Below are 21,977 nucleotides of genomic sequence, written 5' to 3' on the forward strand. Positions count from 1 at the left end.
TGCATTTTTAATATACCATACAGTATCTGTTTTTTATATATTAGCTGAGACCAGCATGCCCAACCGGCCCGAACCACTATGACCAAAAAAGCAGAACGCACCACTGCGTACATTATTGAAACCGTAGCGCCTATCTTTAACAAGTATGGGTATGTGGGTACTAGTATGAGTGACCTCACAGAGGCTACAGGTCTTACCAAAGGGGCTATTTACGGCAATTTTGAAAACAAGGAGGCATTGGCTTTGTCCGCCTTTCAGTATAACCAAAATCACTTATTGGCAGTAATCGATGAGAAATTGGGTGTTGAAGGTGGAGCAATGGATAAAATAGATTCCCTATTACGGTTTTACCGCCAATATGATGTTTTCACCCTTCCCTTCGGTGGTTGCCCCATTCTTAATGTTGGCGTAGATGCTCAGAGCAACAATAAATTATTAGTAGCAGCGGTTAAAGAAACCATTAAAGAAATTGAAGGTAAGATTGCTCTTGTTTTAGAAAACGGTGTTAATCAAAGTGAGATTCATTTGCCTGTACCTCCCTTACAATTTGCCAAACAACTCTTCACCATGCTTCAGGGAGCAATTGCGATGTCAACCATGACCAGAGATCGTAAATATCTCATAAACACTATAGCTTATTTAGAGCATTTGGTTCAAAAAGAGATTAAGAACTAGCCTCAATTATCCCTTTTAAAATTATCGCGTTTCATCATTGTGTTGGTATAAAGCCAGTGAACTCAGAAAAATTGCTTTTATTTGGTTGTGATGAATACTTATGAATATCTCTTCTCACTGTTTTCTTTTCTGGCCTTCGTTTTGGCCATCTTACTTTTTCTAAAAAAAAGAGGAGATAAAGTCGCTAACCGATTATTGGGGACATATGTGCTTCTTTTTGGTTACAATATTTTTTACAATACTCTCTATTGGTCCGGGGAATTGTTTACCCAAAGATGTATCAGTATACTATTCACAAACATGCTCGTATGGGTACTTTATGGGCCAATTTTGTTCTTTTATATTAGAAGGGTCGTCTATAAAGTAAGCTTCAAATGGAAAGATTTGGTCCATATTATACCTTTCCTGATAATTTTGCTCAACTACTCAAGGGTCTATTTAATGACGCCTTCAACGAAAGTTGAACTTCTCCAAAATCGAAAAATCATCTTTTCCATATATTATTTCAACCAACACCAAACCAAGATAATCATAGCTCTTATGTTCCTATATTTTGGTTTGATTTTTTGGCAATTAATGAAGGGTGTCATAAGTCTAAATAAAGAAGTGTGGTTAAAATTGATATCGTTTTCGTATTTAGGATACGTTGTTTCTTTTACTTCATTTTTTGTACTAAGCGGTTTAGGCGTTTTAACTCCCGACCATGACTACCTCATTGGTGCATCTATGATTTTTTTCATTTCAATGTTAGCGTATTTTGGCTTTGTTCAGCCCGAAGTATTTGATGGCAAACCAATGAGCAGCATAATTCCTGTTATTAAATATAGAACAACGGGATTGACTCCAGATTTTTCGGTTGAGCTAAAGGAGGAAATGGAAAAATATATGGAGAGTGACAAACCGTATTTGAACAGCGAATTCAGGTTGGATGACCTTGCGTCTAAACTAGATATTTCGAGACATCATTGCTCACAAGTCATTAATGAACATTTTGATTCCAACTTTTTCAATTTTATCAACTCTTATAGGATAGAAGAAGTCAAAAAAATGCTTCAAAAAAACCCCAAACTTAGCATTACCGATGTGATGTATGCTTGTGGTTTCAATAATCGGGTCTCCTTCTATAATGCTTTCAAAAAGTTTACAGGAACAACCCCGAAAATGTACCTCAATTCCGACGGCAAGGAAACTGCCTGATCAATACGCCCCACTTTTAACGAACCAATATCCCCTCCAGATTGTTGTAAATCTTTATAAGGACTAATAATCCTTGTCCTTTTAATCTTTTCATTTGTTATAGCAACCGCTCTAAAATAACAAAGCTCATCATGAAATCTCAAATTGTTTCCCAAATGAAAAAGATAATTTCCATTGTACTGATTTCAATCGTTTATGCCTGTAGTTCAAGCGATGATGGCAGAGAAGATGTTCCTAACGAAAATCCTGTGCTTACAAGTATTACGATTAGTTCCTCCAATGGAAGCCAACTTGACCTTTTTGGAACCAACACCACGATACTGACTGCAATTGGAAAAGATCAATTTGGGCAAACCATAGCCATTGCCGGAACAATTAACTGGTCAGCAAGTAATACGAATCTAAGTGTAAATGGCAGTGGGTTAGTAACTGGTTTGCAAGTGGGAAGCTCGGTTGTAACCGCAAGTGCCGGGAGTGTCTCAAGAACGTTCTCCTTTACTATTGTTGATTCTGAACCACAATCTGGAACTTTTATTTACGTAAGCGATGCTGCCCAGTTCGCGACCGGTCCATGGAAAATTGTGCGATATGATGAAAATGGGCAAAATGCAATGACCTTCATTGATGATGACCTAGCATGGCCGCAGGATATCTTATTTCTAGAAGATCAAGGCCAGGTATTGATTTCCAACTTAAGTTCGAATAAAATAAACCGGTATGACGCATCCACAGGTAATTTAATAGGAAGTTTTGCAACCGGTATAAGCGGCCCAACACGCATGAAGATTGGCGCCGATAATTTATTATATGTTTTACAATGGGAAGGAAACGGGCTAGTTCGAAGGTACCAGTTGGATGGTACATTTGTGGATCAGTTTACCTCTGTTGGTGTTTCTAGAAGCATTGGACTGGATTGGGACTCTGATGGTAATCTGTATGTATCATCCTTCGAGGATGCCTCGATAAGGAAATTTGATGCCAATGGTGATGACCTTGGGTTATTCATCTCCTCCGGCATACAAGGACCCACGAACATTTGGTTTGATGCAAATGGAAACCTACTGGTAAATGATTGGACAGGTAATAAAGTGGTTAGATTTGATTCTGATGGCAATTTCATCGGAGATGTAGTATCCTCTGGTTTAAACCAGCCTGAAGGCGTTGACTTTTTTCCCAATGGAGATTTCTTGATTGGTAGCGGCGGTACTTCTGAAGTGAAGTTTTATGACCGCAGCGGCACCTTTATCAAAAATTTGGTCAGCGCAGGTGAAGGAGGCCTAGTACGTCCTAATGCGGTTCGAATAAGGGAAATTCAATAACCCACAAAATGAAAGGAACATTAATATTCTTACTGTTTTGTCACACCGTCATCTGTTCTGGGCAAATCAAAATGTTCGAACCGAATGCAATTTCTGATGATCAGTCTTTCGGGATAAGTGTATCCCCTGACGGTAAAAACCTTCTATTTGTTAAAGCTTATGGAGGAAGAGATTCATTACACCTATACGAATCCCGACACTTGAATGGCAAATGGCAAGACCCAAAAAGAGCGTTTTTCTCCAATAAGGCCTACGATGAAATTGACCCCTCCTTTTCTCCAGATGGGACCGCCATATTGTTTAATTCCCAAATTTCCGAAGATGAAGGTTATGATGTGTTTATATTAAAAAAGACAGATGCTGGTTGGACAAAACCTTCAAGACTAGCAGCGACTATAAACACAGAACGACATGAGTTTTATGCTACCATGTCGCTAAATAAAAACATCTATTTCACCAGAAGAATGGAGAGCAATGATATTTATGTAAGTCATTGGTCTAAGGATGGGTATAAAAAGGCCGTTCCCTTGGAAGGTGGTATCAATACCGATTCCAGTGATTCCAATCCTTACATATCTCCAAAAGAGGATTTTCTAATATTTATCTCAAGCCGGGAAGGAGGGTTTGGAAATGCAGATTTATATGTAAGTTTTAGAAAAAATAACAAGTGGAGCCAACCCATGAACTTAGGAAACAGAATAAATACGGAGGTCAGTGAATTTTGTCCTACTATTGATTTAAAAAACAAAAGGTTCTTTTTTTCACGAACCATTATTGATAATGAAAAACGAATAGAGAATATATACAGTATGTCGCTGAGAAAACTACATTTAAAAAAATTAAGAAAACAAGCCAAATGGGATTAGTGGGGTTGTCTTCATTTCCTCCTGACCCTAAAAATCCAGGTTTTGTCGGCATACTTGCCAAAAAACTTGCTATCCCGTGCATTTCTGGCCTCTTGCATGGTATTATAGCGTTCTAAATACACATAATTGAATTTGTTTTGACTGCGATAGAACGATTTTGGTTCCAGTCCTCTTTTCCTTAAGTTGAGCATGAAACTTTCAAAATAACGTTTGGTTCCGAATACATTCGCAATTAAATAGAATCCTGGTTCCAAACCTGCGGCGTCAGTAACTTCTTGATATTTTTCATTGGGCTTAACCTCAACTTTTTGATTCTGGAGTGCCGCGAGGCTGTCCTTTTTCCGCTGTTCCATAAGCATTATGCGTTGCTGTTCGCGGACTGCATCAAGCGAATCTCTCTCTTTTTGTTGGGTTTCTTTAAGTCGTTGTTGCCTTTCACGTTCCAAACGCTCATCCATGGCCAACTTTTGTTCTTCCTCCTTTGCTTTTACCTCAGCTTTCTCAGCATCAAGTAATTTTTGCTCTTCCAAAGCTTCCCGTTTTCTCTCCTCCTCTTCCTCCATCATCCGAGCTAAAGCCAAGGCATCATCTTTTTCAACATCGAATCCCACAACTTTTTTCCTACCATCACTTTTTCCAAAATGGTACGAAGCAATCAATTCCAATGTGGGTTCTTCATCGCTTAAAACATCATCCGTTCCGAATTCAAGCAACCCACCTATAGAAAATTGTTTGGCAAAGGTTACTCCTGCCCCTCCTGATATACCATAAAAATTATTATAGCCTCCCTGAACCCAGAATTTAGAGGTGGAAAGCAGTCCATTTATTCCAAATTGAGTATCAACATCTGAAATGGATTTGACATAAATCAGCGGTCTCACATAACTTTCCCCAAGCGCAGGAAGAATTGTAATCGGGAAATCATAGCTCATAGTTCCGATGAATGCCATGGCATCTGTGTCGTTATCACTGTTGGATAAATTGGAATCTAAAGCGTTCTCTACTGCAAGTCCTAAACCAAATCCATGAGCTTGTAGGCGGATAGCCGGTGAAGCACCAATGATAAAATCGTTGGTATTTTCAGGCTCCACAGAGTTTGGGTCAGGAATCAAAGCATCATCGGCCACTTCCTGTTGGAAACCAAATATGTTAATACCAAAGACCAATTGGATATCATCCAAATGAATCGCGTGAACATAGTTTAAATTTGCCCCAGTATTAAGATAAACTCCCGTATTGTGCTGTAAAAACCCTATTCCAAATGATGAATTTGGATTGATTCCATGCGAATAATTCGCAAATAAAGTAGTTGGGTCACTATCTAAAGTTTGCCATTGCCAACGCGACCAAACGGTCAGTGAGTGCGGGTTGTTCCAATTTAGGCCATAAGTGGCGTTCAACAAACTTGCGTTAAATTGAGTAAGGTTGTGTTGCCGAAAATCTGAAGGTAAAGTAATTTCTTGGGCCCATAAGAGTGAGGTCATCAATAGAAATACAAAAGAAACCTGAGGTTTAGGCATACGAGAAAATCAAAATTAAACGTTACTTTTAAGTGCTTACAATGTAAAAAAGGGGACTTTTAGAATAATAATTATGCGAATTACCAAGCTTATCATTGCGATTGCAATACTTCTAGTTGGAAATACCAGCTGCAATACTTCTACTAAAGATAATGAAATTAGCGATCCAATAATTTCTACATTTTACTTTATTAGACATGCCGAAAAGGACCGAACTGACCCGGAAAACCATGATCCGGAACTTAACCAAGATGGGCTGATGCGGGCAGTTAAATGGGCCGAAGTCTTTGACCAAATAGATATTGACATCATTTACTCTACCAATTATGAGCGCACCTCTATGACTGCAGCTCCTGTAGCGGTAAAAAAGAATATCAATGTTAAATATTACGACCCAAGGGACTTGGATATCACGGCTTTTAAACTAGAAAATGAAGGTAAAAACGTGTTAGTGGTTGGTCACAGCAATACCACCCCAACCTTTGTAAACAATATGCTTGGAATTGAAAAATATAATCAGATGGATGATACCGACAACAGTAGTCTTTTTATTGTGAGGATTATCGATGGCGAAGCAACAGATATTCTACTAAAAATGGACTAGTTTTCAGTTACGTGAATTTTCGAAAGCTCTATTTTAGAAAGTAAATCCAATTCATCTTTTTCAAACAATTGTCCTATTTCCATAATGTCTGAACCTTTGGTTTTAGGTTTATAATTGTTGTAGTCCACAAAGCGGATTCCATCCACATAGCGTTCATTATATGCCTCTCTAAAACGCTGACCACCCCCATTCACATGAAAATCATAAGCTAGATAATCCGGTTTATACGTTTCCTTGTTAAACCAATACACATAGGTGTCATCAAAATCGTCTCCTCCGCCTACTTGATCAAACGTCACTTTTACTTTATAATATTCTTTTCCTTTAACAGTTTCTTCTCCAAGCAATTCCTTGTTCACCGCATTATCATTCAAGCCATAAGGCAACCTTGCAAAATAGTGCACAGAATTAACCGAATTCGCATAGCGGGTTGAAATAGAATCCGGCAGATGCACCAGGGTGTCGTTCATAAAACGCTGAAAAGCACTATTGGTTTTGATATCAAGAATGGTCACAGAGTCCATAACCAAGATTCTCTTAAATACCTTCTTCCCGTCAACATTTTGAGATATATATTTTCTATTGCGGAATTCGAATGAGCTCCCCTTGTTCGCATATTGTTTTCCCCCGCTCACTTCTATAGACTTATTTACAATCTCTTGAACGGTAATAACCTCCTTGGCTTTTTCCTTGCAGGATAAAACGGTCAGTGTTAAAATTCCGATTAAAGCTCTTCTCATTGGTCTTGTTTTTCTTTACAATCGCAAAATACACCGTAACATTACAATTTTCTTTACTAAGAGTTTCTATTTTTGCCAACAATGCAGAAAAATATCAACATAAAGAATAAACGCGCCCGATTTGATTATGAAATCCTGGACACCTATGTCGCCGGATTGGTGCTTGGAGGTACGGAGATAAAATCCATTCGGTTGGGCAAGGCATCCATTTCCCAAAGTTTCTGCGAGTTCAATGATTCGGGAGAACTTTATGTCATCAACATGCAGGTAGACGAATACAGTCATGGTGGATATTACAATCATAAACCAAAAGCCGAACGCAAACTGCTTTTAAATAAAAAGGAGTTAAAAAAATTACGCAAAGAAGTAACCACCTCAGGACTTACCATAATCCCCCTCAACTTATTTATCAATGAAAGAGGCCTGGCCAAATTGAACATCGGGCTAGCAAAGGGTAAAAAATTATACGACAAAAGAGAAACTATCAAGGACCGGGACAATAAACGTGACCTATCTCGAATCAAGAAAGATTTTAAGCGCTAGTTTTTATTTTCCAATAAGGGCACAAAGCGAAATGCCCCCAATTCCTGTTTTTCAAATTCTTTCTCAGATTTCCGGGTGAATAATGTCATTACCTGTTCATCTTCTCCTACCGGGATAACAAGTCTCCCTCCTATCTTCAACTGTGACATTAGTGGTTTTGGAACCATAGGAGCGCCTGCGGTTACAATTATTCCATCAAAAGGGGCTTCTTCTGGCAGTCCTTTATACCCATCACCAAAAATCACCTTTTTAGGTCGGTAGTGCATTTTATTAAAAAAGAGTTTAGTCTTTTTAAAAAGTTCCAACTGCCTTTCTATGGTATAAACTTTGGTTTTTAGATTTAACAAAACGGCGGTTTGATAGCCACTGCCTGTGCCAATCTCCAAAATCTTGTCGTTGGGTTTTATCTGGAGCAATTCAGTCTGAAACGCAACCGTATAAGGTTGCGAAATGGTTTGTTCCGCCCCTATTGGAAATGCTTTATCTTGATATGCATGGTCCTCAAAACCACTATCTAAAAATAAATGTCTGGGAATCGTTTTTATGGCATCCAAAACCTTTTTGTCCTGTATCCCCTTGGCAGATAGTACTTCTGCCAATTTATTGCGCATTCCCTTATGCTTCAATGTATCCTTCATGTATTTGGTCTGGTACACGAATTTAAAAAGTTCTGAAGGATTTTATCAATAGAAGCACTCTTATTTTTGCTGAAGAATCATCCCATATCCGTATTTTTGACAAAAACAGGAAGTATGTTAAAAGTAGGTGTTCTTGGTGCCGGACATTTAGGGAAAATCCACCTTCGGCTCTTAAACGAATCCAATAAATATGAACTCGTAGGCTTTTATGACCCCGACGAGATCAATGCTAAAAAAGTAGCTGATGAATTTGGCTATTCCTACTTTGAAAATATTAATGCATTAATGGATGCGGTAGATGTGGTTGACATTGTTACTCCGACCCTTTCCCATTTTGATTGCGCAAAAAAGGCCATTGAAAAAGGCAAACACATCTTTATCGAAAAACCCATTACCAATACTGCCGAAGAGGCTGAAGAGTTATTGAGTTTGTCAAAAAAGCATGGCGTGAAGGGGCAAGTTGGACATGTAGAACGGTTCAATCCAGCATTTCTCTCCGTTAAAGACAAGATTGAAACCCCTATGTTCATCGAAACACATCGCTTGGCGGAATTCAATCCACGTGGCACGGATGTTCCTGTTGTGTTGGACTTGATGATTCACGATATTGATGCAATTTTGAGTGTTGTGAACTCCGATGTAAAGAATATAAATGCCAGCGGTGTCTCTGTTATCAGTAAATCCCCTGATATTGCCAATGCCAGGATTGAATTTGAAAATGGGTGTGTCGCCAACCTTACTTCCAGTAGAATTTCGTTGAAAAACATGCGCAAATCCAGATTCTTTCAACGTGATGCCTATATCTCTGTCGATTTTCTGGAAAAGAAGGTAGAGGTTGTTAAAATGAAAGATGCTCCAGAAAAACCTGGTGATTTTGACATGATTCTTCAAAACGCGGAGGGAGAGAAAAAGCAAATCTATTTTGAGAACCCGGATATAGAAACAAACAATGCCATTCTGGACGAATTGGAAACCTTTGCAGAGGCAATTAATAACAATACAGAACCAGTGGTGACCTTGGAGCAGGGAGCAAAAGCCCTTAAGGTGGCTTTGCAAATCATCGAATCCTTTAAAAATTAAATTGATGAAGACAATTGCTGTAATTGGAGCAGGTACAATGGGTAATGGAATTGCCCACGTTTTTGCCCAAAGTGGATTTCAAGTAAAACTAATCGATATTTCACAAGCGTCTTTGGATAAGGGAATAGCCACTATATCGAAAAATCTGGATAGAATGGTCGCCAAAGGCACCATAGAGGAGAAAGACAAGGAAAATACCCTTGGAAATATCGCAACTTTCACGGAGCTAAAAGAAGGTGTGCAAAAGACCGATTTAGTTGTAGAAGCAGCCACGGAAAACCTAGATATTAAACTACAAATTTTTAAAGATCTGGATGAAATCTGCGATGCAAATACCATATTGGCCACAAACACTTCATCCATTTCAATAACGCAAATAGCGGCAGTTACAAATCGGCCAGATAAGGTCATTGGAATGCATTTTATGAATCCTGTACCCATAATGAAACTTGTTGAAATAATTAGAGGGTATAGCACATCAGATGAAATCACCAAAACCATAATGGAATTGTCCAAACAGTTGGGTAAAACCCCTACAGAAGTTAATGACTATCCTGGTTTTGTCGCCAATAGGATTTTAATGCCCATGATCAATGAGGCCATCGAAACACTTTACAATCAGGTGGCAGGGGTGCACGAAATCGATACGGTAATGAAATTGGGCATGGCTCATCCTATGGGCCCGCTTCAGCTTGCTGATTTTATTGGATTGGATGTATGCCTGTCTATTTTGAATGTCATGTACGATGGGTTCAAAAATCCAAAATATGCCCCATGTCCCCTATTGGTCAACATGGTTATGGCAGGAAAACTAGGTGTAAAATCAGGTGAAGGTTTTTATGACTATTCCGAATCCAGAAAAGCGGAAAAAGTTGCTGCCCAATATAAATAGAGAGCAATGGCCCTAATTCAACCTTTCAAGGCCATTCGCCCTACCCCGGACAAGGCGGCATTTGTTGCTTCGCGCTCTTATGAGGAATATTCAAAGGAAGAACTCAAATCCGTGCTGAAGTACAATCCTTTTTCCTTTCTTCATATCATAAATCCAGGTTTTAAATTCCATAAAAGTATTTCCGGAAAAGAACGGTTTAAACTCGTTCATAATCGATATATGGAGTTTTTGGAAGATAATATTTTCCTGAAAGACAATAAACCTTGCTTTTATCTGTATGAAATCACTAAGGGGGATTTAACAACCCTGGGATTCTTTTGTGCTTGCAGTGTATCGGATTATCGAAAAGATGTTATCAAAAAACATGAAGACACTATTCAAAGAAGGGAAAAGCTTTTTGCAGATTATTTGAACACGGTTGGCTTCAATGCTGAACCTGTGTTGATGACATATTCAGATGATAGCAACGTTAGCTCAATTTTGGAAAAGGAGGCCGTCAAACGGCCTGACTATGATTTTACCACTCCAGATAAGGTAAGTCACAAACTTTGGAAAGTGGAGGACGCAAAAGTTATTGCAAGTCTTCAGCGTTCATTTGATAAAATGGACGCTTTGTATATTGCTGATGGACATCATCGAAGTGCTTCTTCCAACCTTTTGTCTGAAAAAATGAGAACTAAGAATCCATCGCATTCAGGAGATGAATCATACAATTTTTTTATGGCCTATCTGATTCCCGAATCGAATATAAAGATTTATGAGTTCAATCGTATGGTCAAGAATCTTAATGGATATTCAAAAGAAGAATTCCTGATTCAACTTGACACCTATTTCAGAATTGAAAAAAAAGATGATGGCTTATATAAACCTACTCGAAAACATCACTTTAGCATGTATTTGGATGGAGATTTCTATTCCCTTTATTTGAGAAAACGAGTGTATGAGTTTACAGATGCGCTCAGTGAATTAGACACGCAAATTCTATATAAAACCATACTGGAGCCCATTTTGGGGATTTCAGATTTAAGAAATGACAAACGTATTGCCTATGGCTATGGAAAACACAATGTCCTTAAAATGAAGGATGGCATAGACAAAGGAGAATTTGCTGTTGGGTTCAGTTTAGTTCCTATAAATATGAATGAAATTAAAGCTATTGCTGATGCGGGATTGGTAATGCCCCCTAAAAGCACTTATATTGAACCCAAACTGCGAAGCGGTTTAACCATTTATGAGTTATAAATTTTGATTACTAAAAGTATGTCCATAAAAGACAATCTTATCGGGCTAAAAGCAAGGATTTCTGAGGAAACAACTTTGGTAGCTGTCTCCAAAACCAAGCCCAATGAAGCCATTTTGGAAGCCTACGAAGCTGGTCAACGTGTTTTTGGAGAGAACAAAATTCAGGAAATGACCCAAAAGTGGGAAACGTTACCAAAAGATATTGAGTGGCATATGATTGGTCATGTGCAACGTAACAAGGTCAAATATATGGCCGAGTATGTCTCTTTGATTCATGGTGTGGACAGTTTTAGGTTGTTAAAGGAAATAAATAAACAGGCAGAAAAGCATAATCGGGTCATCCAATGCCTGTTTCAAATGCATATTGCTGAAGAAGAGACCAAATTTGGCCTTGATAAAAGGGAATTGGAAGAAATCATAATCTCAGAAGAGTTCAAACATCTCAAGAATATTAAAATTGTTGGGGTGATGGGAATGGCGACCTACACCCAGAATGAGTCCCAAATACGAAAAGAATTTGCCCATTTAAAAACTATATTCCAGTTTTTGAGCACTAAATTATCTGATATCAAGGTGTTGTCTATGGGCATGAGTGGAGACTATAACATTGCCATAGAAGAAGGCAGCACCATGGTACGCATTGGAAGTAGTATCTTTGGTGCACGAAACTATTCATAATATACTACCACATTTCATGTACGCCATACTCGATATTGAAAGCACTGGAGGAAAGTATAATGAAGAGGGCATTATGGAAATCGCTATCCATAAATTTGATGGACATAAGGTTGTAGACAAATTCATGAGTTTGGTGAATCCTGAGCGGGAAATTCAACCTTTTGTGGTAAAACTCACGGGTATCAATAATAAAATGCTGCGGACGGCTCCAAAGTTCCATGAAGTGGCCAAGCGTATTATTGAAATAACCGATGGCACCATACTCGTAGCCCACAACGCGCAATTTGATTATCGAATACTAAGGACAGAGTTCCGACGTCTAGGGTATGATTTCCAAAGAAAAACACTATGTACAGTAGATCTTGCAAAAAAATTGTTGCCAGATGCCGAATCACATAGTTTGGGCAAACTAGTGCGCTCATTAGGTATACCCATGAGTGACCGTCATCGCGCAAATGGCGATGCAATTGCCACCTTAAAGCTTTTTAAATTGTTATTGGATAAAGATTCCCAAAAGACCATAATCAAAGAGGTGCTTCGCGAGGAATCACAAGGCGAATTATCCCCGACTCAATTGGATATCGTTTCCGGACTTCCTTCTGAAACCGGTGTATATTATATGCATGATAAGGATGGAGAAATTATTTTTCTAGGTAAGACCAAAAACGCCAAAAAAAGGGTCAACCAGCATTTTACCAACCTAGGCCAATTGGCCAGAAAGCTTCAGAAAGAAACGAAGAAAGTTTCATTTGAGCCCACGGGTAGTGAATTGCTCGCCATCCTAAAAGAATATGTCGAACTGAAAAAGACAAGACCCAAGCATAATAACATTACCAAAAAAAGTCTTTTTTCACATGTGATTAATTTTTCAAAAAATGGAAGCCCACATATTGAATTGGAAATTGTAAAAAACAAGTTCAAAAAAAGACAGAAAATTGGATTCAACGGAATTCCTTCAGCCAATAGCTTCCTGAAAAAAATTAGTCAAGAGTTTGAGTTATGTCCTTCTTCCCTAGGTCTTGAAGATACCTGTGACCATTCAAAAAATGGATGTTCCGACGGCTGCTCCGATTTGGAAAATGCAATGGAGTTCAACCAGAAAATTGAAGATGCCCTAGATAAATACAGTATTAAAGGTAAGACCATCGTTTTGCTTGACAGGGGTCGGGAACATGGTGAACAAAGTTTTATCTTAGTGAAAAATGGGATATTGAAGGGCTTTGGATATGTACAGCTTAATCATCAAATAAATAATATTCATATCTTAGAATCGATTATCACCCCTATGCCAAGTGACGAAAACACCACTTTTATTGTCGAATCTTATTTGAGAAAAAATAACAATCTCAAAATTTTGGAGTTAACACCCGCCCTTTGAAAAAACAAGAAGTACATTCCGGTTGGAAACATAGGTTACATGAAATTATTTATGAAGCCGATACACCATTAGGAAAATTCTTTGATATTGTTCTTGTTGGATTAATCGTCCTAAGCGTCATTTTGGTGATGCTCGAGAGCATCAAGGAAGTAGACCAGAATTACCATCGGGTTTTGCTCACATTGGAATGGGTAGTTACCATTTTTTTTACGCTGGAATACATCGCCCGACTGATTAGTATCAAAAAGCCTTTGAAGTACGTATTCAGCTTTTATGGGATTATTGATTTTGTTTCTACCATTCCGCTTTACTTATCCTATATTCTGGCAGGCTCTCAAGTCTTATTGGCGGTGAGAGCATTCCGACTATTGCGGATTTTTAGGATTTTAAAACTGGTCAAATTTATGGGTGAGGCCTCCCAGCTGAAAGCTGCATTAAGAGCGAGCAGGGCAAAAATCGCTGTTTTTATCTATGTGGTTCTTATTCTTTCTGTGATTATGGGAACTATCATGTATCTTATTGAAGGTGACGAAGCCGGTTTTACGAGCATTCCCAGAAGTATCTATTGGACCATTGTGACCTTGACCACAGTTGGGTATGGAGATATTGCCCCACAGACTAATCTGGGACAATTTTTGGCTACGGTCATTATGATATTAGGATATGGAATTATTGCGGTTCCAACGGGTATCGTTACCGTTGAATTCTCCAGACATAAAAATGGTGATAAACAGAAGAGTGTAGTGCACACCAACACCCAGGCCTGTCCAACCTGTGCCGCCGAAGGCCATAGAGACGATGCCACTAACTGCTATAAGTGTGGCGAATTGTTATGACTTCCAAAACATTGATTGCAGTTGTTGGCCCCACTGCCATTGGAAAAACCAAGTTGGGAATTCAACTGGCCGAACATTTTAACACCGAAGTTGTTTCGGCAGATTCCCGCCAGTTTTTTAGAGAAATGAATATTGGCACTGCTGTTCCGTCGGAAGAAGAACTAAATACGGTTCCTCATCATTTCATTCAACACAAAAGCATTTTTGAACCCTATTCCGTAGGTGATTTTGAAAAAGATGTTCTCGCAACCCTCGACAAAATCTTTAAAATTAAAGATCATGCCGTTATAGTGGGAGGAAGTGGATTATATGTGGATGCAGTAATCAAGGGACTAGACGAATTTCCCAAAGTTAAACCCCAACTTCGCGAAACCTTGAATCAAAAATTTAAAGAAGAAGGACTACCTTACCTTCAAAAAGAATTATTATCAAAGGACCCTGAATATTATGCAATTGTAGACATTGAAAACCCCCATAGACTAATTCGAGCTTTGGAAATCTGTATGACCACAAACCAACCCTATTCTTCCTTCCTCAATCAAAAAAAGGCAGTAAGAATGTTTGATTCGTTATACGTCGGAATTGATGCAGATAGGGAGGTTATTTATGAACGTATCAATAATCGGGTCGATTTGATGATGGAGGCTGGTTTACTAACCGAAGCTGAAAAATTATATCCCAATCGACACTTAAATGCACTACAGACTGTTGGATATCGCGAGCTTTTTCAATATTTTGACGGTAATTTCACTTTGGACTTCGCAATTTCCGAAATCAAAAAGAATACCCGGCGATTTGCAAAAAGACAGCTCACATGGTTGCGAAAAAACAACTCCATTTTATGGGTGGGATATGACGATGAACCGGAGGCAATTGCATCGAAAATTAAACAGCATCTTTTAAACACGTCAGATGAGTGATTTTGGTAAAGTTTTATTTATCATGGGAGTTTCCGGGACCGGAAAGTCCACCATAGGAACAATGGTTTCCGAATCATTGGGAGTTCCTTTTTATGATGGAGATGATTTCCACCCTGAGGAGAATATAAAAAAGATGAGTGCCGGACTACCTTTGGATGACAATGATAGACAAGGTTGGCTCGAAAAGTTGAATGCCTTGGCAAAAGAACAAAAGTCCAAAGGAGCTGTAATTGCTTGTTCGGCTTTAAAGGAGCGTTATAGAGAGATATTGCGAAACGAAATTGAGGGTTTCGTTCATTTTATTTACCTGGAAGGTTCTTTTGAACTCATAAAATCACGCATGGAGCTTAGAAAAGGGCATTTTATGCCAGCAGAACTGCTAAAATCCCAATTTGAAACTTTGGAACCTCCAACGGATGCTATCAATGTTTCCATATCACATCCTCCTGAAAAAATTGTTCAATTAATTTTAGACCAAACGCAATGGTAGAGACTAATTTGATTTTCGCCGTTTTGGGCGGTATCGCTATACTCTTATTTTTAATCCTGAAACTGCGAATCCATGCTTTTTTGGCATTACTCATCGGTAGTATAACGGTAGGACTGATTGCCGGTTTAGATGCCAAGGAAATCATCTCTACCGTTCAAGAAGGAATGGGCAATACCCTCGGGTTTGTTGCTACGGTGGTAGGATTGGGAGCTATGTTTGGGGCTATTTTGGAAGCTTCCGGAGGCGCTAAAACCATTGCTGATTTTATGGTCGCAAAATTTGGTTTGAAAAAGGCTCCTTCAGCTATGGTAATTTCTGGTTTTTTAATCGCTATTCCCGTATTTTTTGATGTTGCCTTTATCATTTTGGTTCCGATGATCTATGCTTTGCAACGTAAAACTGGAAAGTCCCTTTTACTCTATGCAATTCCGCTTCTGGCCGGGTTGGCCATAACACATGCCTTTATTCCACCTACCCCAGGACCAATCGCCGTTGCTGATATTATAGGTGCCGACTTGGGATGGGTAATATTGGTAGGGTTTCTAGCGGGGATTCCAACTGCATTAATAGCCGGATTATTATTTGGAAGGCACATCGCGAAGAAAATCTTTGTTGCGGCTCCCGAGCAAATCGAAAATTCCACCCCTTCGGCTTTACCTCCAATAGGTCAAACCTTGTGGATCATTGCTTTTCCGATTGTGTTGATTTTATTGAATACCATCGCTTCTACTGGAGCTTTGGGAATTTCGTCCCCTATCGTATTAAAAACGATTGCGCTCGTTGGACATCCATTTTCTGCTTTAATAATCGCAAATCTATTGGCATGGTACTTCTTTGGATTAAAAAGAGGGTTTACAAAAGCTCAACTTTTCGATATATCCACCAAATCCCTGGCACCGGCAGGAACTATTATTCTTCTTACAGGTGCTGGCGGTGTTTTTAAGCAGGTGTTAACCAACACCGGTGCTGGTGAGCTATTGGCAACTTCCCTTAGCAATGCTGGATTTCCCATTTTGGCCTTTGCTTTTATCAGTGCGGCGATTGTAAGAATTGTCCAAGGTTCCTCAACTGTGGCAATGATAACCGCGGCAGGATTGGTATCTCCCTTGTTGATAAATGCTTCTTTGAGTCCAATAGAATTGGCTTGTATGGTAATTGCCATAGCATCTGGAGCCAGTATTTTTTCGCATGTAAATGATAGTGGGTTCTGGTTGGTGGGCCAATATTTGGGTATTTCGGAAAAACAGACCTTCAAATCCTGGACCATCATGACCACAATTTTGGCATTTACAGGAATGGCAACGGTCTCTGTACTATACTTTTTTGTATAAAAAAACCACCTTTAAAAGGTGGTTGAATTTATAGTTGGGTAAATCTTTATTGATTTTCTGCTTTGACTACTAATCGGAATCCTTCTCCATGGATATTCAAGATTTCAACTACATCATCCTTCTTCAAATATTTTCTGAGTTTGGCAATATAAACGTCCATACTTCTAGACGTAAAATAGTTGTCATCTCTCCATATTTTTGTCAGTGCCAATTCTCGAGGCATTAAATCATTCTCATGCAACGCCAGGAGTCTCAATAATTCGTTTTCCTTTGGTGAAAGCTTTACAGGCTCTTCCTCCATATATTTTAGGAATCGAAGTTTTGAATTCAAATGGAAATTTCCAATTTCAAATTCAAATTGTTTGCTGTCTGCCAATGTGCTAGATGCTTTTCTTTGAAGTATTGCTTTAAGCTTCATGAGCAACACCTCAGAATCGAAGGGCTTGTTCAAATAATCGTCGGCTCCAGCTTTGTAACCTTTTAAAACATCTTCTTTCATGGTCTTGGCCGTCAGGAATATAATTGGAACGTTTTCATTCTTTTCCCTGATTTCCCTAGCTAGTGTAAATCCATCTTTATAAGGCATCATAACATCTAAAATGCAGACGTCATAATTATCTTTTTTGAACTTCTCAAAACCTTCCATACCGTTTTTGGCCAATACAACATCAAAGTCGTTCATGGACAAATAATCCTTCAACACAATCCCAAAATTTGGGTCATCCTCAACCAACAATATTTTCTTCTTCTCTGTTTCCATAATTCTGTTTTTCTATATTAAAGGAAGCTTTATATAAAAAGTACTTCCTTTTCCTTTTTCACTTTCAGCGTATACTTCGCCCTGATGATCTTCAATAATTCGTTTAACATACGCCAGACCCAATCCATGGCCTTTTACGTTGTGAATATCTCCTGTGTGTTCCCTATAAAATTTCTCGAACACCTTTTTTAGAACCACCTTGCTCATTCCAGCTCCTTGGTCCTGTATTTTAATAATTATACTATTCTTCACCATTTCGGTGTACACGTCAATCTTGGGTGGTTCTGGCGAGTACTTAATAGCGTTGTCCAACATGTTAACCACCACATTGGTAAAGTGCATGTCATTTGCCAAAACCTCTGACCTCTCAGCATCTAAATGAGCATTGATATAACCTCCACGGTTCTTCACAATCAGTTCTACATGGGTTATGGCATCTGTAACAATATCATGTGCATCTACCCTATCTTTATTGATATCCAATTGGTTTTTTTCCAATTTGGAAATCCGCAATACATTTTCAACCTGGGCATGCATTCTTTTGTTCTCCTCTCTAATCATCCCCAAATACCGTAGCACCTTTTCTTTATCTTCAATAGACTTTGGATTTCGTATCGCTTCAACCGCCAAGTTTATTGTAGCAATCGGAGTTTTGAACTCGTGTGTCATATTGTTAATGAAGTCTGTTTTTATCTCGGATATCTGTTTTTGTTTTATAAGTTGATAAATAGCGCTTGAGTAAGCAATCACTATAACCAAGGTAAAAATCAAAGACAACAGCGCCATTCCCATTACAGATTCAAATATGAACTTCTTCTCTTTTGGAAAAGTCAGCAACAAAGAGAAGTTTGTATTTCCCTCACTATCTTTAAAAATCGGAGCCTCATACATTCTAGACTTTGAAAACTTGAACTTTTTCGATTTAATTTTTGTTGGATAGCCTTGGCTATATACACCATATTCAAAATCGATACCTATGTTTCTGTTCCGTAGTTCCTGATCCAGGAGTAATTCCAATTCTGTTTTTGAAACTCTTTTATGAATTGGTTGACTCTTGGCGTATTCTGTAAAGACATCTTCCAAAGCAGCTTTATCAATGCTAGAAAGTCCGCCAATCTTCTCTGCTCTCTGAATTGGAGTAAGGCTATAACTCTTTCCGTCCAAACCGTACTCCTCCTTGAACACAGCTCTAGTGCGTTTACTGGTGTAATTTTTTATTATGGTGCTGTCTTCACCACTCGAATTATCAAAGAACGTTGATGTTATATTGTAATCTTCTTCTAATATCCCATGGGAGTAGAAGAGAATTTCGTCAGAGTTCACATCCCTGTCAACGAAAAAAAAGTTCCTGAACTGGGTTGTTTTGGGTTCTCCAACACTGTCCGCCAGTGAAGCTATCCGGTCAAGGTAAAAATTCATTTCACTCTTCTCCACCCTGCTTGCTACCTTGTCCAATATGTCTGTAACCGTTCTTGAGAATTGCTCCTCTTTGTCGTCAACCGATGTTCTTATCCAATACACTTGAACAAAGATTATCCCTGTTAGAGATAAACTCATAAGAATGACGAGAAGAACGAATAGCTTCTTGTTCATCGGGGTAAAATTAGAAATTTAACATTTAGGCTTTCCACCGTTTAACCTAACCTTAACAAAAATGTTAAAATTTTGAATTAGTGTGCGTACACATCTAGCATGCGGTGAAGTTTTTTCACCTCTTTTTGTGTAGTCGTCAAATGGATGTTTTCAATACAAAAATCTGCCAATTCAATTTTGTCCAAATCATCCATTTGGTTCTTCATCCTATCTAGAACCTCTTTTTCGGAAACACTATCTCTATCCATTACGCGTTGAAGCCTAAGTTGAACTGGAGCAGTCACCAACAATACGTAATCATAGTTATCTTGAGCATTATTTTCAAAGATCAATGCGGTTTCTTGAATCACATAGTTTGAGGTCTGAGTATTGGTCCAATTCAAGAAATGCTTTCGAACCTCAGGATGCACAATATCATTTAATTGCTTCAAAAGGCTAGGGTCTTTAAAAACTTTGTTCGCAATAAAACGTCTGTTCAATTTACCTTTGGAATATGCTTTCGTGCCTAGTAGACCCACTATAGACTCTTTTATTACCGGGGATGAAGTCATTAACTCTTTAGCTTCCAAATCAGAGTCATAAACAGGCACATTAAGTTCGCGGAACATATTTGCCACAGTGCTCTTGCCACTTCCTATCCCTCCTGTAAGTCCAACAATAATCATTTTTGCTCTAAAACGAAGTTTACCTTATTCTCCAATAATCGTACCCCATGTGCTTTTGATGGTTCACGGGTTATCTGCAAAAAGAGCACGTTATCTTTGGAGTTTGCCAATTGACCATAATCTCCTTCTACTTCAAAGTCACTGGGTGTTATAACCTTTAGTTGTTCAATTGTGGCTTTGCAAAGCACAGGCACAGTTGCCGGAAAGGTCTTTATTTTATACTCATCTGGTAAGTTCAAGACTTTTACGGGCACCTCATAGACCTTCTCCGAAAACCGAACCACCTTGCCTGATATGTTGACCCGACTAATTGAAAAAATACTATTGGTCATGTTTTTGGGGAACACCAATGGAATGTCTTCAGAAAAATCAGAAGCAATATTGCTCAATTCAATTTTGGTCGTTGTTATTTGTTGTAAAGTATCAATTTCGTTTGGTGGGCCTTTCACCAAAACCGTTTGTGGCTCAATAACTGGCTCGCCTTCCAAAATGTAGTTTTGTTGAAATTGGATGTCCAAGACTGCCTTTACCGGGACCTCTTTGGATGCTACCTGGTACATATCAACAAAAAGTTCATCACGATATAAATCTATTAGTGAAATATTTTGCGAAAGCTGACTTTCAATCTGTTTTTTGAGCGCATCCTCGGTCAACTTGTACCCCTGGTTTTCATAAACAGATTGCGATAAGTCTATATTAATTTTTTTATTGAATATGTTGAAATAAAAATGTCTAAAACCACTTGTCTTGATTTTTGCCTCCATAGACCTGGAAGAATTGTTCCCCAATAGCAGCGTATCAGGTAAATTTTCGTAATAGAGATAAAAATTGGCCCTTGACTCATAGGACTCTGACAAGTTGCTCAAAAACCAAGCTAAAAAAGAGCACAACAAAAAAAGTGAAAACACTTTCACCTTTCTGTTATTGACTCTTGTCAAAAGCTTTTTGAACACCCTATCGTTTTTTAAAAAACAGTTTTGGAAGCAGTTCTTCAGGTTCCTTGCTACTAAAATTAAGCAACATTGTCGATTTGAGAAAACCTATCCCATATCCTGTAAACTGTATTATGGCCGCGAAAATTGCAAGAAAGGCAACTTTTAAATTTTTAGCACTGGCCAGAGCATCAATAAATAACACAAAAAAATAGGCGGAATATACGATTATTGGTATAGCAAATCCCATTAGTAACAACACGAGAGACAGACTGAGACCAAGAATAAAAATCGTCGGAAACCAATAAGTTATTTTAGCGGTACCGGGGTGCCATTTATTCAAAATAGGTCTGACCATCCCAAATTTATTGACTTGAATATAGAATTTGTTCCAATCTATTCGTCTTTTATGGAACACAAATGCATTTGGAAATAATCTAGACGTGTAACCCGATTTCCAAATACGAAAAGTGAGGTCTGGATCCTCACCTGGGTGTATTCTTCCAAAACCACCTACCTTTTCATAGGCTTCTTTGGAAATTCCCATGTTAAAACTTCTCGGCTGAAATTTGCCCACCGACTTTTTCCCACCACGAATTCCTCCAGTAGTAAAAAATGAAGTCATTACATAGTTAATCGCCTTCTGTACGATGGTAAAAGATTCATCAGCCGCATCAGGACCTCCAAAACAATGCACAAAGTCCGTTTCAAGTTCCTTATGGACTTCAGCAAGATATTGTTTGGGTAGAATACAGTCTGAATCCAGAATGATAAAATAGTTTCCTTTGGCCTTAGACATTCCAAAATTTCTGGAGTCACCTGGGCCTGAATTTGGTTTGAAGTAATAGGCTATCTGCAATTGATTTTTGAATCTCTGTACCACATCCTCTGAACTTTCATTGGATCCATCTTCAACAATCACAATTTCAAAATCCTTCTGAGTAGTTTGCAAACAAAGACTCTCCAGTAGTTCCCGAATTTCTTCTGGCCTATTGTACACGGGTACTATTATGGATAACTTCAATTCCATTAAAAAACAGAAAAGCCATCCTTTGAAGGATGGCTTTTTTATTTATAT

Annotated in this window: 23 protein-coding genes; 15 read left to right on the forward strand and 8 right to left on the reverse strand. The window is 38.5% G+C overall.

Annotation, left to right across the window (positions count from 1 at the left end):
- Positions 1-78 precede the first annotated feature (78 nt).
- From ACOKFG_RS13000 to ACOKFG_RS13015, 4 genes are all read left to right on the forward strand, one after another.
- Positions 79-675 (forward strand): TetR/AcrR family transcriptional regulator, encoded by a 597-nt coding sequence (locus ACOKFG_RS13000; protein WP_298790221.1) that lies wholly within the window; start codon positions 79-81, stop codon positions 673-675.
- Between the two features lie 576 nt (positions 676-1,251).
- A complete protein-coding gene (locus ACOKFG_RS13005; protein WP_422861411.1) occupies positions 1,252-1,872 on the forward strand; it encodes a helix-turn-helix domain-containing protein in 621 nt (206 codons plus the stop codon).
- Positions 1,873-2,027: 155 nt separating this feature from the next.
- A complete protein-coding gene (locus ACOKFG_RS13010; RefSeq protein ID WP_422861412.1) occupies positions 2,028-3,191 on the forward strand; it encodes a hypothetical protein in 1,164 nt (387 codons plus the stop codon).
- 8 nt (positions 3,192-3,199) lie between these two features.
- The gene (locus tag ACOKFG_RS13015) at positions 3,200-4,057 is read left to right on the forward strand and encodes a TolB family protein (protein WP_422861413.1); all 858 of its coding nucleotides are present in this window, start codon (positions 3,200-3,202) and stop codon (positions 4,055-4,057) included.
- 11 nt (positions 4,058-4,068) lie between these two features.
- Here ACOKFG_RS13015 and ACOKFG_RS13020 read toward each other — a convergent pair whose 3' ends face one another.
- Positions 4,069-5,577 carry a PorP/SprF family type IX secretion system membrane protein gene (locus ACOKFG_RS13020; RefSeq protein WP_422861414.1) on the reverse strand — a complete coding sequence of 503 codons (1,509 nt, stop codon included), beginning with the start codon at positions 5,575-5,577 and terminating at the stop codon, positions 4,069-4,071.
- Between the two features lie 73 nt (positions 5,578-5,650).
- Here ACOKFG_RS13020 and ACOKFG_RS13025 point away from each other — a divergent pair, with 73 nt between their 5' ends.
- Positions 5,651-6,181 carry a SixA phosphatase family protein gene (locus ACOKFG_RS13025; RefSeq protein ID WP_422861415.1) on the forward strand — a complete coding sequence of 177 codons (531 nt, stop codon included), beginning with the start codon at positions 5,651-5,653 and terminating at the stop codon, positions 6,179-6,181.
- Here ACOKFG_RS13025 and ACOKFG_RS13030 read toward each other — a convergent pair.
- Entirely contained in the window at positions 6,178-6,921 is a 744-nt protein-coding gene (locus ACOKFG_RS13030) for a DUF6503 family protein (protein WP_298790231.1), read from the reverse strand. The genes ACOKFG_RS13025 and ACOKFG_RS13030 overlap by 4 nt on opposite strands.
- Before the next feature lie 81 nt (positions 6,922-7,002).
- Between ACOKFG_RS13030 and smpB the strand changes: the two genes are divergently transcribed.
- Positions 7,003-7,464 carry an SsrA-binding protein SmpB gene (gene smpB, locus ACOKFG_RS13035; protein WP_298790233.1) on the forward strand — a complete coding sequence of 154 codons (462 nt, stop codon included), beginning with the start codon at positions 7,003-7,005 and terminating at the stop codon, positions 7,462-7,464.
- Here smpB and ACOKFG_RS13040 read toward each other — a convergent pair.
- Positions 7,461-8,102: a protein-L-isoaspartate(D-aspartate) O-methyltransferase gene (locus ACOKFG_RS13040; protein WP_298790235.1), complete on the reverse strand. Its 642-nt coding sequence runs from the start codon at positions 8,100-8,102 to the stop codon at positions 7,461-7,463. The genes smpB and ACOKFG_RS13040 overlap by 4 nt on opposite strands.
- A 114-nt stretch (positions 8,103-8,216) precedes the next feature.
- Here ACOKFG_RS13040 and ACOKFG_RS13045 point away from each other — a divergent pair, with 114 nt between their 5' ends.
- From ACOKFG_RS13045 to ACOKFG_RS13085, 9 genes are read left to right on the forward strand one after another with little or no spacing between them, the layout of a single operon-like run.
- Positions 8,217-9,182: a Gfo/Idh/MocA family protein gene (locus ACOKFG_RS13045; protein ID WP_299485682.1), complete on the forward strand. Its 966-nt coding sequence runs from the start codon at positions 8,217-8,219 to the stop codon at positions 9,180-9,182.
- 4 nt (positions 9,183-9,186) lie between these two features.
- Complete coding sequence (locus tag ACOKFG_RS13050; protein ID WP_299485684.1) at positions 9,187-10,074, forward strand: 3-hydroxybutyryl-CoA dehydrogenase; 888 nt, start codon at positions 9,187-9,189, stop codon at positions 10,072-10,074.
- Positions 10,075-10,080: 6 nt separating this feature from the next.
- Positions 10,081-11,316 carry a DUF1015 domain-containing protein gene (locus ACOKFG_RS13055; protein WP_299485686.1) on the forward strand — a complete coding sequence of 412 codons (1,236 nt, stop codon included), beginning with the start codon at positions 10,081-10,083 and terminating at the stop codon, positions 11,314-11,316.
- Between the two features lie 18 nt (positions 11,317-11,334).
- Positions 11,335-11,994 (forward strand): YggS family pyridoxal phosphate-dependent enzyme, encoded by a 660-nt coding sequence (locus ACOKFG_RS13060; protein WP_299485688.1) that lies wholly within the window; start codon positions 11,335-11,337, stop codon positions 11,992-11,994.
- A gap of 16 nt (positions 11,995-12,010) precedes the next feature.
- On the forward strand, positions 12,011-13,372 hold the full coding sequence (locus ACOKFG_RS13065; protein ID WP_299485690.1) for an exonuclease domain-containing protein: 1,362 nt from the start codon (positions 12,011-12,013) through the stop codon (positions 13,370-13,372).
- Positions 13,369-14,208, forward strand: a complete 840-nt coding sequence (locus ACOKFG_RS13070; protein WP_299485692.1) for an ion transporter — start codon at positions 13,369-13,371, stop codon at positions 14,206-14,208. Before ACOKFG_RS13065 ends, ACOKFG_RS13070 begins: the two co-directional genes overlap by 4 nt.
- Positions 14,205-15,128, forward strand: coding sequence for a tRNA (adenosine(37)-N6)-dimethylallyltransferase MiaA (gene miaA, locus ACOKFG_RS13075; RefSeq protein WP_299486472.1), 924 nt, complete (start codon positions 14,205-14,207; stop codon positions 15,126-15,128). Before ACOKFG_RS13070 ends, miaA begins: the two co-directional genes overlap by 4 nt.
- Positions 15,121-15,618 (forward strand): gluconokinase, encoded by a 498-nt coding sequence (locus ACOKFG_RS13080; protein ID WP_299485694.1) that lies wholly within the window; start codon positions 15,121-15,123, stop codon positions 15,616-15,618. The genes miaA and ACOKFG_RS13080 overlap by 8 nt, the downstream gene beginning before the upstream one ends.
- Positions 15,612-16,949: a gluconate:H+ symporter gene (locus ACOKFG_RS13085; RefSeq protein ID WP_299485696.1), complete on the forward strand. Its 1,338-nt coding sequence runs from the start codon at positions 15,612-15,614 to the stop codon at positions 16,947-16,949. Before ACOKFG_RS13080 ends, ACOKFG_RS13085 begins: the two co-directional genes overlap by 7 nt.
- Before the next feature lie 46 nt (positions 16,950-16,995).
- On the opposite strand, the gene ACOKFG_RS13090 is transcribed toward ACOKFG_RS13085, so the two are convergent.
- The 5 genes from ACOKFG_RS13090 to ACOKFG_RS13110 form a co-directional block, all read right to left on the reverse strand.
- Entirely contained in the window at positions 16,996-17,709 is a 714-nt protein-coding gene (locus ACOKFG_RS13090) for a response regulator transcription factor (protein ID WP_298790256.1), read from the reverse strand.
- A gap of 12 nt (positions 17,710-17,721) precedes the next feature.
- On the reverse strand, positions 17,722-19,302 hold the full coding sequence (locus ACOKFG_RS13095; protein ID WP_298790257.1) for a sensor histidine kinase: 1,581 nt from the start codon (positions 19,300-19,302) through the stop codon (positions 17,722-17,724).
- 77 nt (positions 19,303-19,379) lie between these two features.
- Complete coding sequence (gene coaE / locus ACOKFG_RS13100; RefSeq protein WP_299485698.1) at positions 19,380-19,967, reverse strand: dephospho-CoA kinase; 588 nt, start codon at positions 19,965-19,967, stop codon at positions 19,380-19,382.
- Positions 19,964-20,833, reverse strand: coding sequence for a YbbR-like domain-containing protein (locus ACOKFG_RS13105; RefSeq protein ID WP_298790261.1), 870 nt, complete (start codon positions 20,831-20,833; stop codon positions 19,964-19,966). Before ACOKFG_RS13105 ends, coaE begins: the two co-directional genes overlap by 4 nt.
- A gap of 88 nt (positions 20,834-20,921) precedes the next feature.
- Positions 20,922-21,929, reverse strand: a complete 1,008-nt coding sequence (locus tag ACOKFG_RS13110; protein ID WP_422861416.1) for a glycosyltransferase — start codon at positions 21,927-21,929, stop codon at positions 20,922-20,924.
- Between the last annotated feature and the right edge of the window lie 48 nt (positions 21,930-21,977).

Source organism: Flagellimonas rhodophyticola (assembly GCF_049332665.1).
Classification (GTDB): Bacteria; Bacteroidota; Bacteroidia; order Flavobacteriales; family Flavobacteriaceae; genus Flagellimonas.

Bases quoted from the DNA above. Each gene is read 5' to 3' on its own strand.
- ACOKFG_RS13050 (WP_299485684.1), top strand. From the start codon at position 9,187: ATGAAGACAATTGCTGTAATTGGAGCAGGTACAATGGGTAATGGAATT.
- ACOKFG_RS13080 (WP_299485694.1), top strand. From the start codon at position 15,121: ATGAGTGATTTTGGTAAAGTTTTATTTATCATGGGAGTTTCCGGGACC.
- ACOKFG_RS13020 (WP_422861414.1), bottom strand. From the start codon at position 5,577: ATGCCTAAACCTCAGGTTTCTTTTGTATTTCTATTGATGACCTCACTC.
- coaE (WP_299485698.1), bottom strand. From the start codon at position 19,967: ATGATTATTGTTGGACTTACAGGAGGGATAGGAAGTGGCAAGAGCACT.
- ACOKFG_RS13060 (WP_299485688.1), top strand. From the start codon at position 11,335: ATGTCCATAAAAGACAATCTTATCGGGCTAAAAGCAAGGATTTCTGAG.
- ACOKFG_RS13025 (WP_422861415.1), top strand. From the start codon at position 5,651: ATGCGAATTACCAAGCTTATCATTGCGATTGCAATACTTCTAGTTGGA.
- ACOKFG_RS13090 (WP_298790256.1), bottom strand. From the start codon at position 17,709: ATGGAAACAGAGAAGAAGAAAATATTGTTGGTTGAGGATGACCCAAAT.
- ACOKFG_RS13005 (WP_422861411.1), top strand. From the start codon at position 1,252: ATGAAGGGTGTCATAAGTCTAAATAAAGAAGTGTGGTTAAAATTGATA.
- ACOKFG_RS13040 (WP_298790235.1), bottom strand. From the start codon at position 8,102: ATGAAGGATACATTGAAGCATAAGGGAATGCGCAATAAATTGGCAGAA.
- ACOKFG_RS13095 (WP_298790257.1), bottom strand. From the start codon at position 19,302: ATGAACAAGAAGCTATTCGTTCTTCTCGTCATTCTTATGAGTTTATCT.
- smpB (WP_298790233.1), top strand. From the start codon at position 7,003: ATGCAGAAAAATATCAACATAAAGAATAAACGCGCCCGATTTGATTAT.
- ACOKFG_RS13010 (WP_422861412.1), top strand. From the start codon at position 2,028: ATGAAAAAGATAATTTCCATTGTACTGATTTCAATCGTTTATGCCTGT.
- ACOKFG_RS13000 (WP_298790221.1), top strand. From the start codon at position 79: ATGACCAAAAAAGCAGAACGCACCACTGCGTACATTATTGAAACCGTA.
- miaA (WP_299486472.1), top strand. From the start codon at position 14,205: ATGACTTCCAAAACATTGATTGCAGTTGTTGGCCCCACTGCCATTGGA.
- ACOKFG_RS13015 (WP_422861413.1), top strand. From the start codon at position 3,200: ATGAAAGGAACATTAATATTCTTACTGTTTTGTCACACCGTCATCTGT.
- ACOKFG_RS13065 (WP_299485690.1), top strand. From the start codon at position 12,011: ATGTACGCCATACTCGATATTGAAAGCACTGGAGGAAAGTATAATGAA.
- ACOKFG_RS13045 (WP_299485682.1), top strand. From the start codon at position 8,217: ATGTTAAAAGTAGGTGTTCTTGGTGCCGGACATTTAGGGAAAATCCAC.
- ACOKFG_RS13110 (WP_422861416.1), bottom strand. From the start codon at position 21,929: ATGGAATTGAAGTTATCCATAATAGTACCCGTGTACAATAGGCCAGAA.
- ACOKFG_RS13055 (WP_299485686.1), top strand. From the start codon at position 10,081: ATGGCCCTAATTCAACCTTTCAAGGCCATTCGCCCTACCCCGGACAAG.
- ACOKFG_RS13085 (WP_299485696.1), top strand. From the start codon at position 15,612: ATGGTAGAGACTAATTTGATTTTCGCCGTTTTGGGCGGTATCGCTATA.
- ACOKFG_RS13030 (WP_298790231.1), bottom strand. From the start codon at position 6,921: ATGAGAAGAGCTTTAATCGGAATTTTAACACTGACCGTTTTATCCTGC.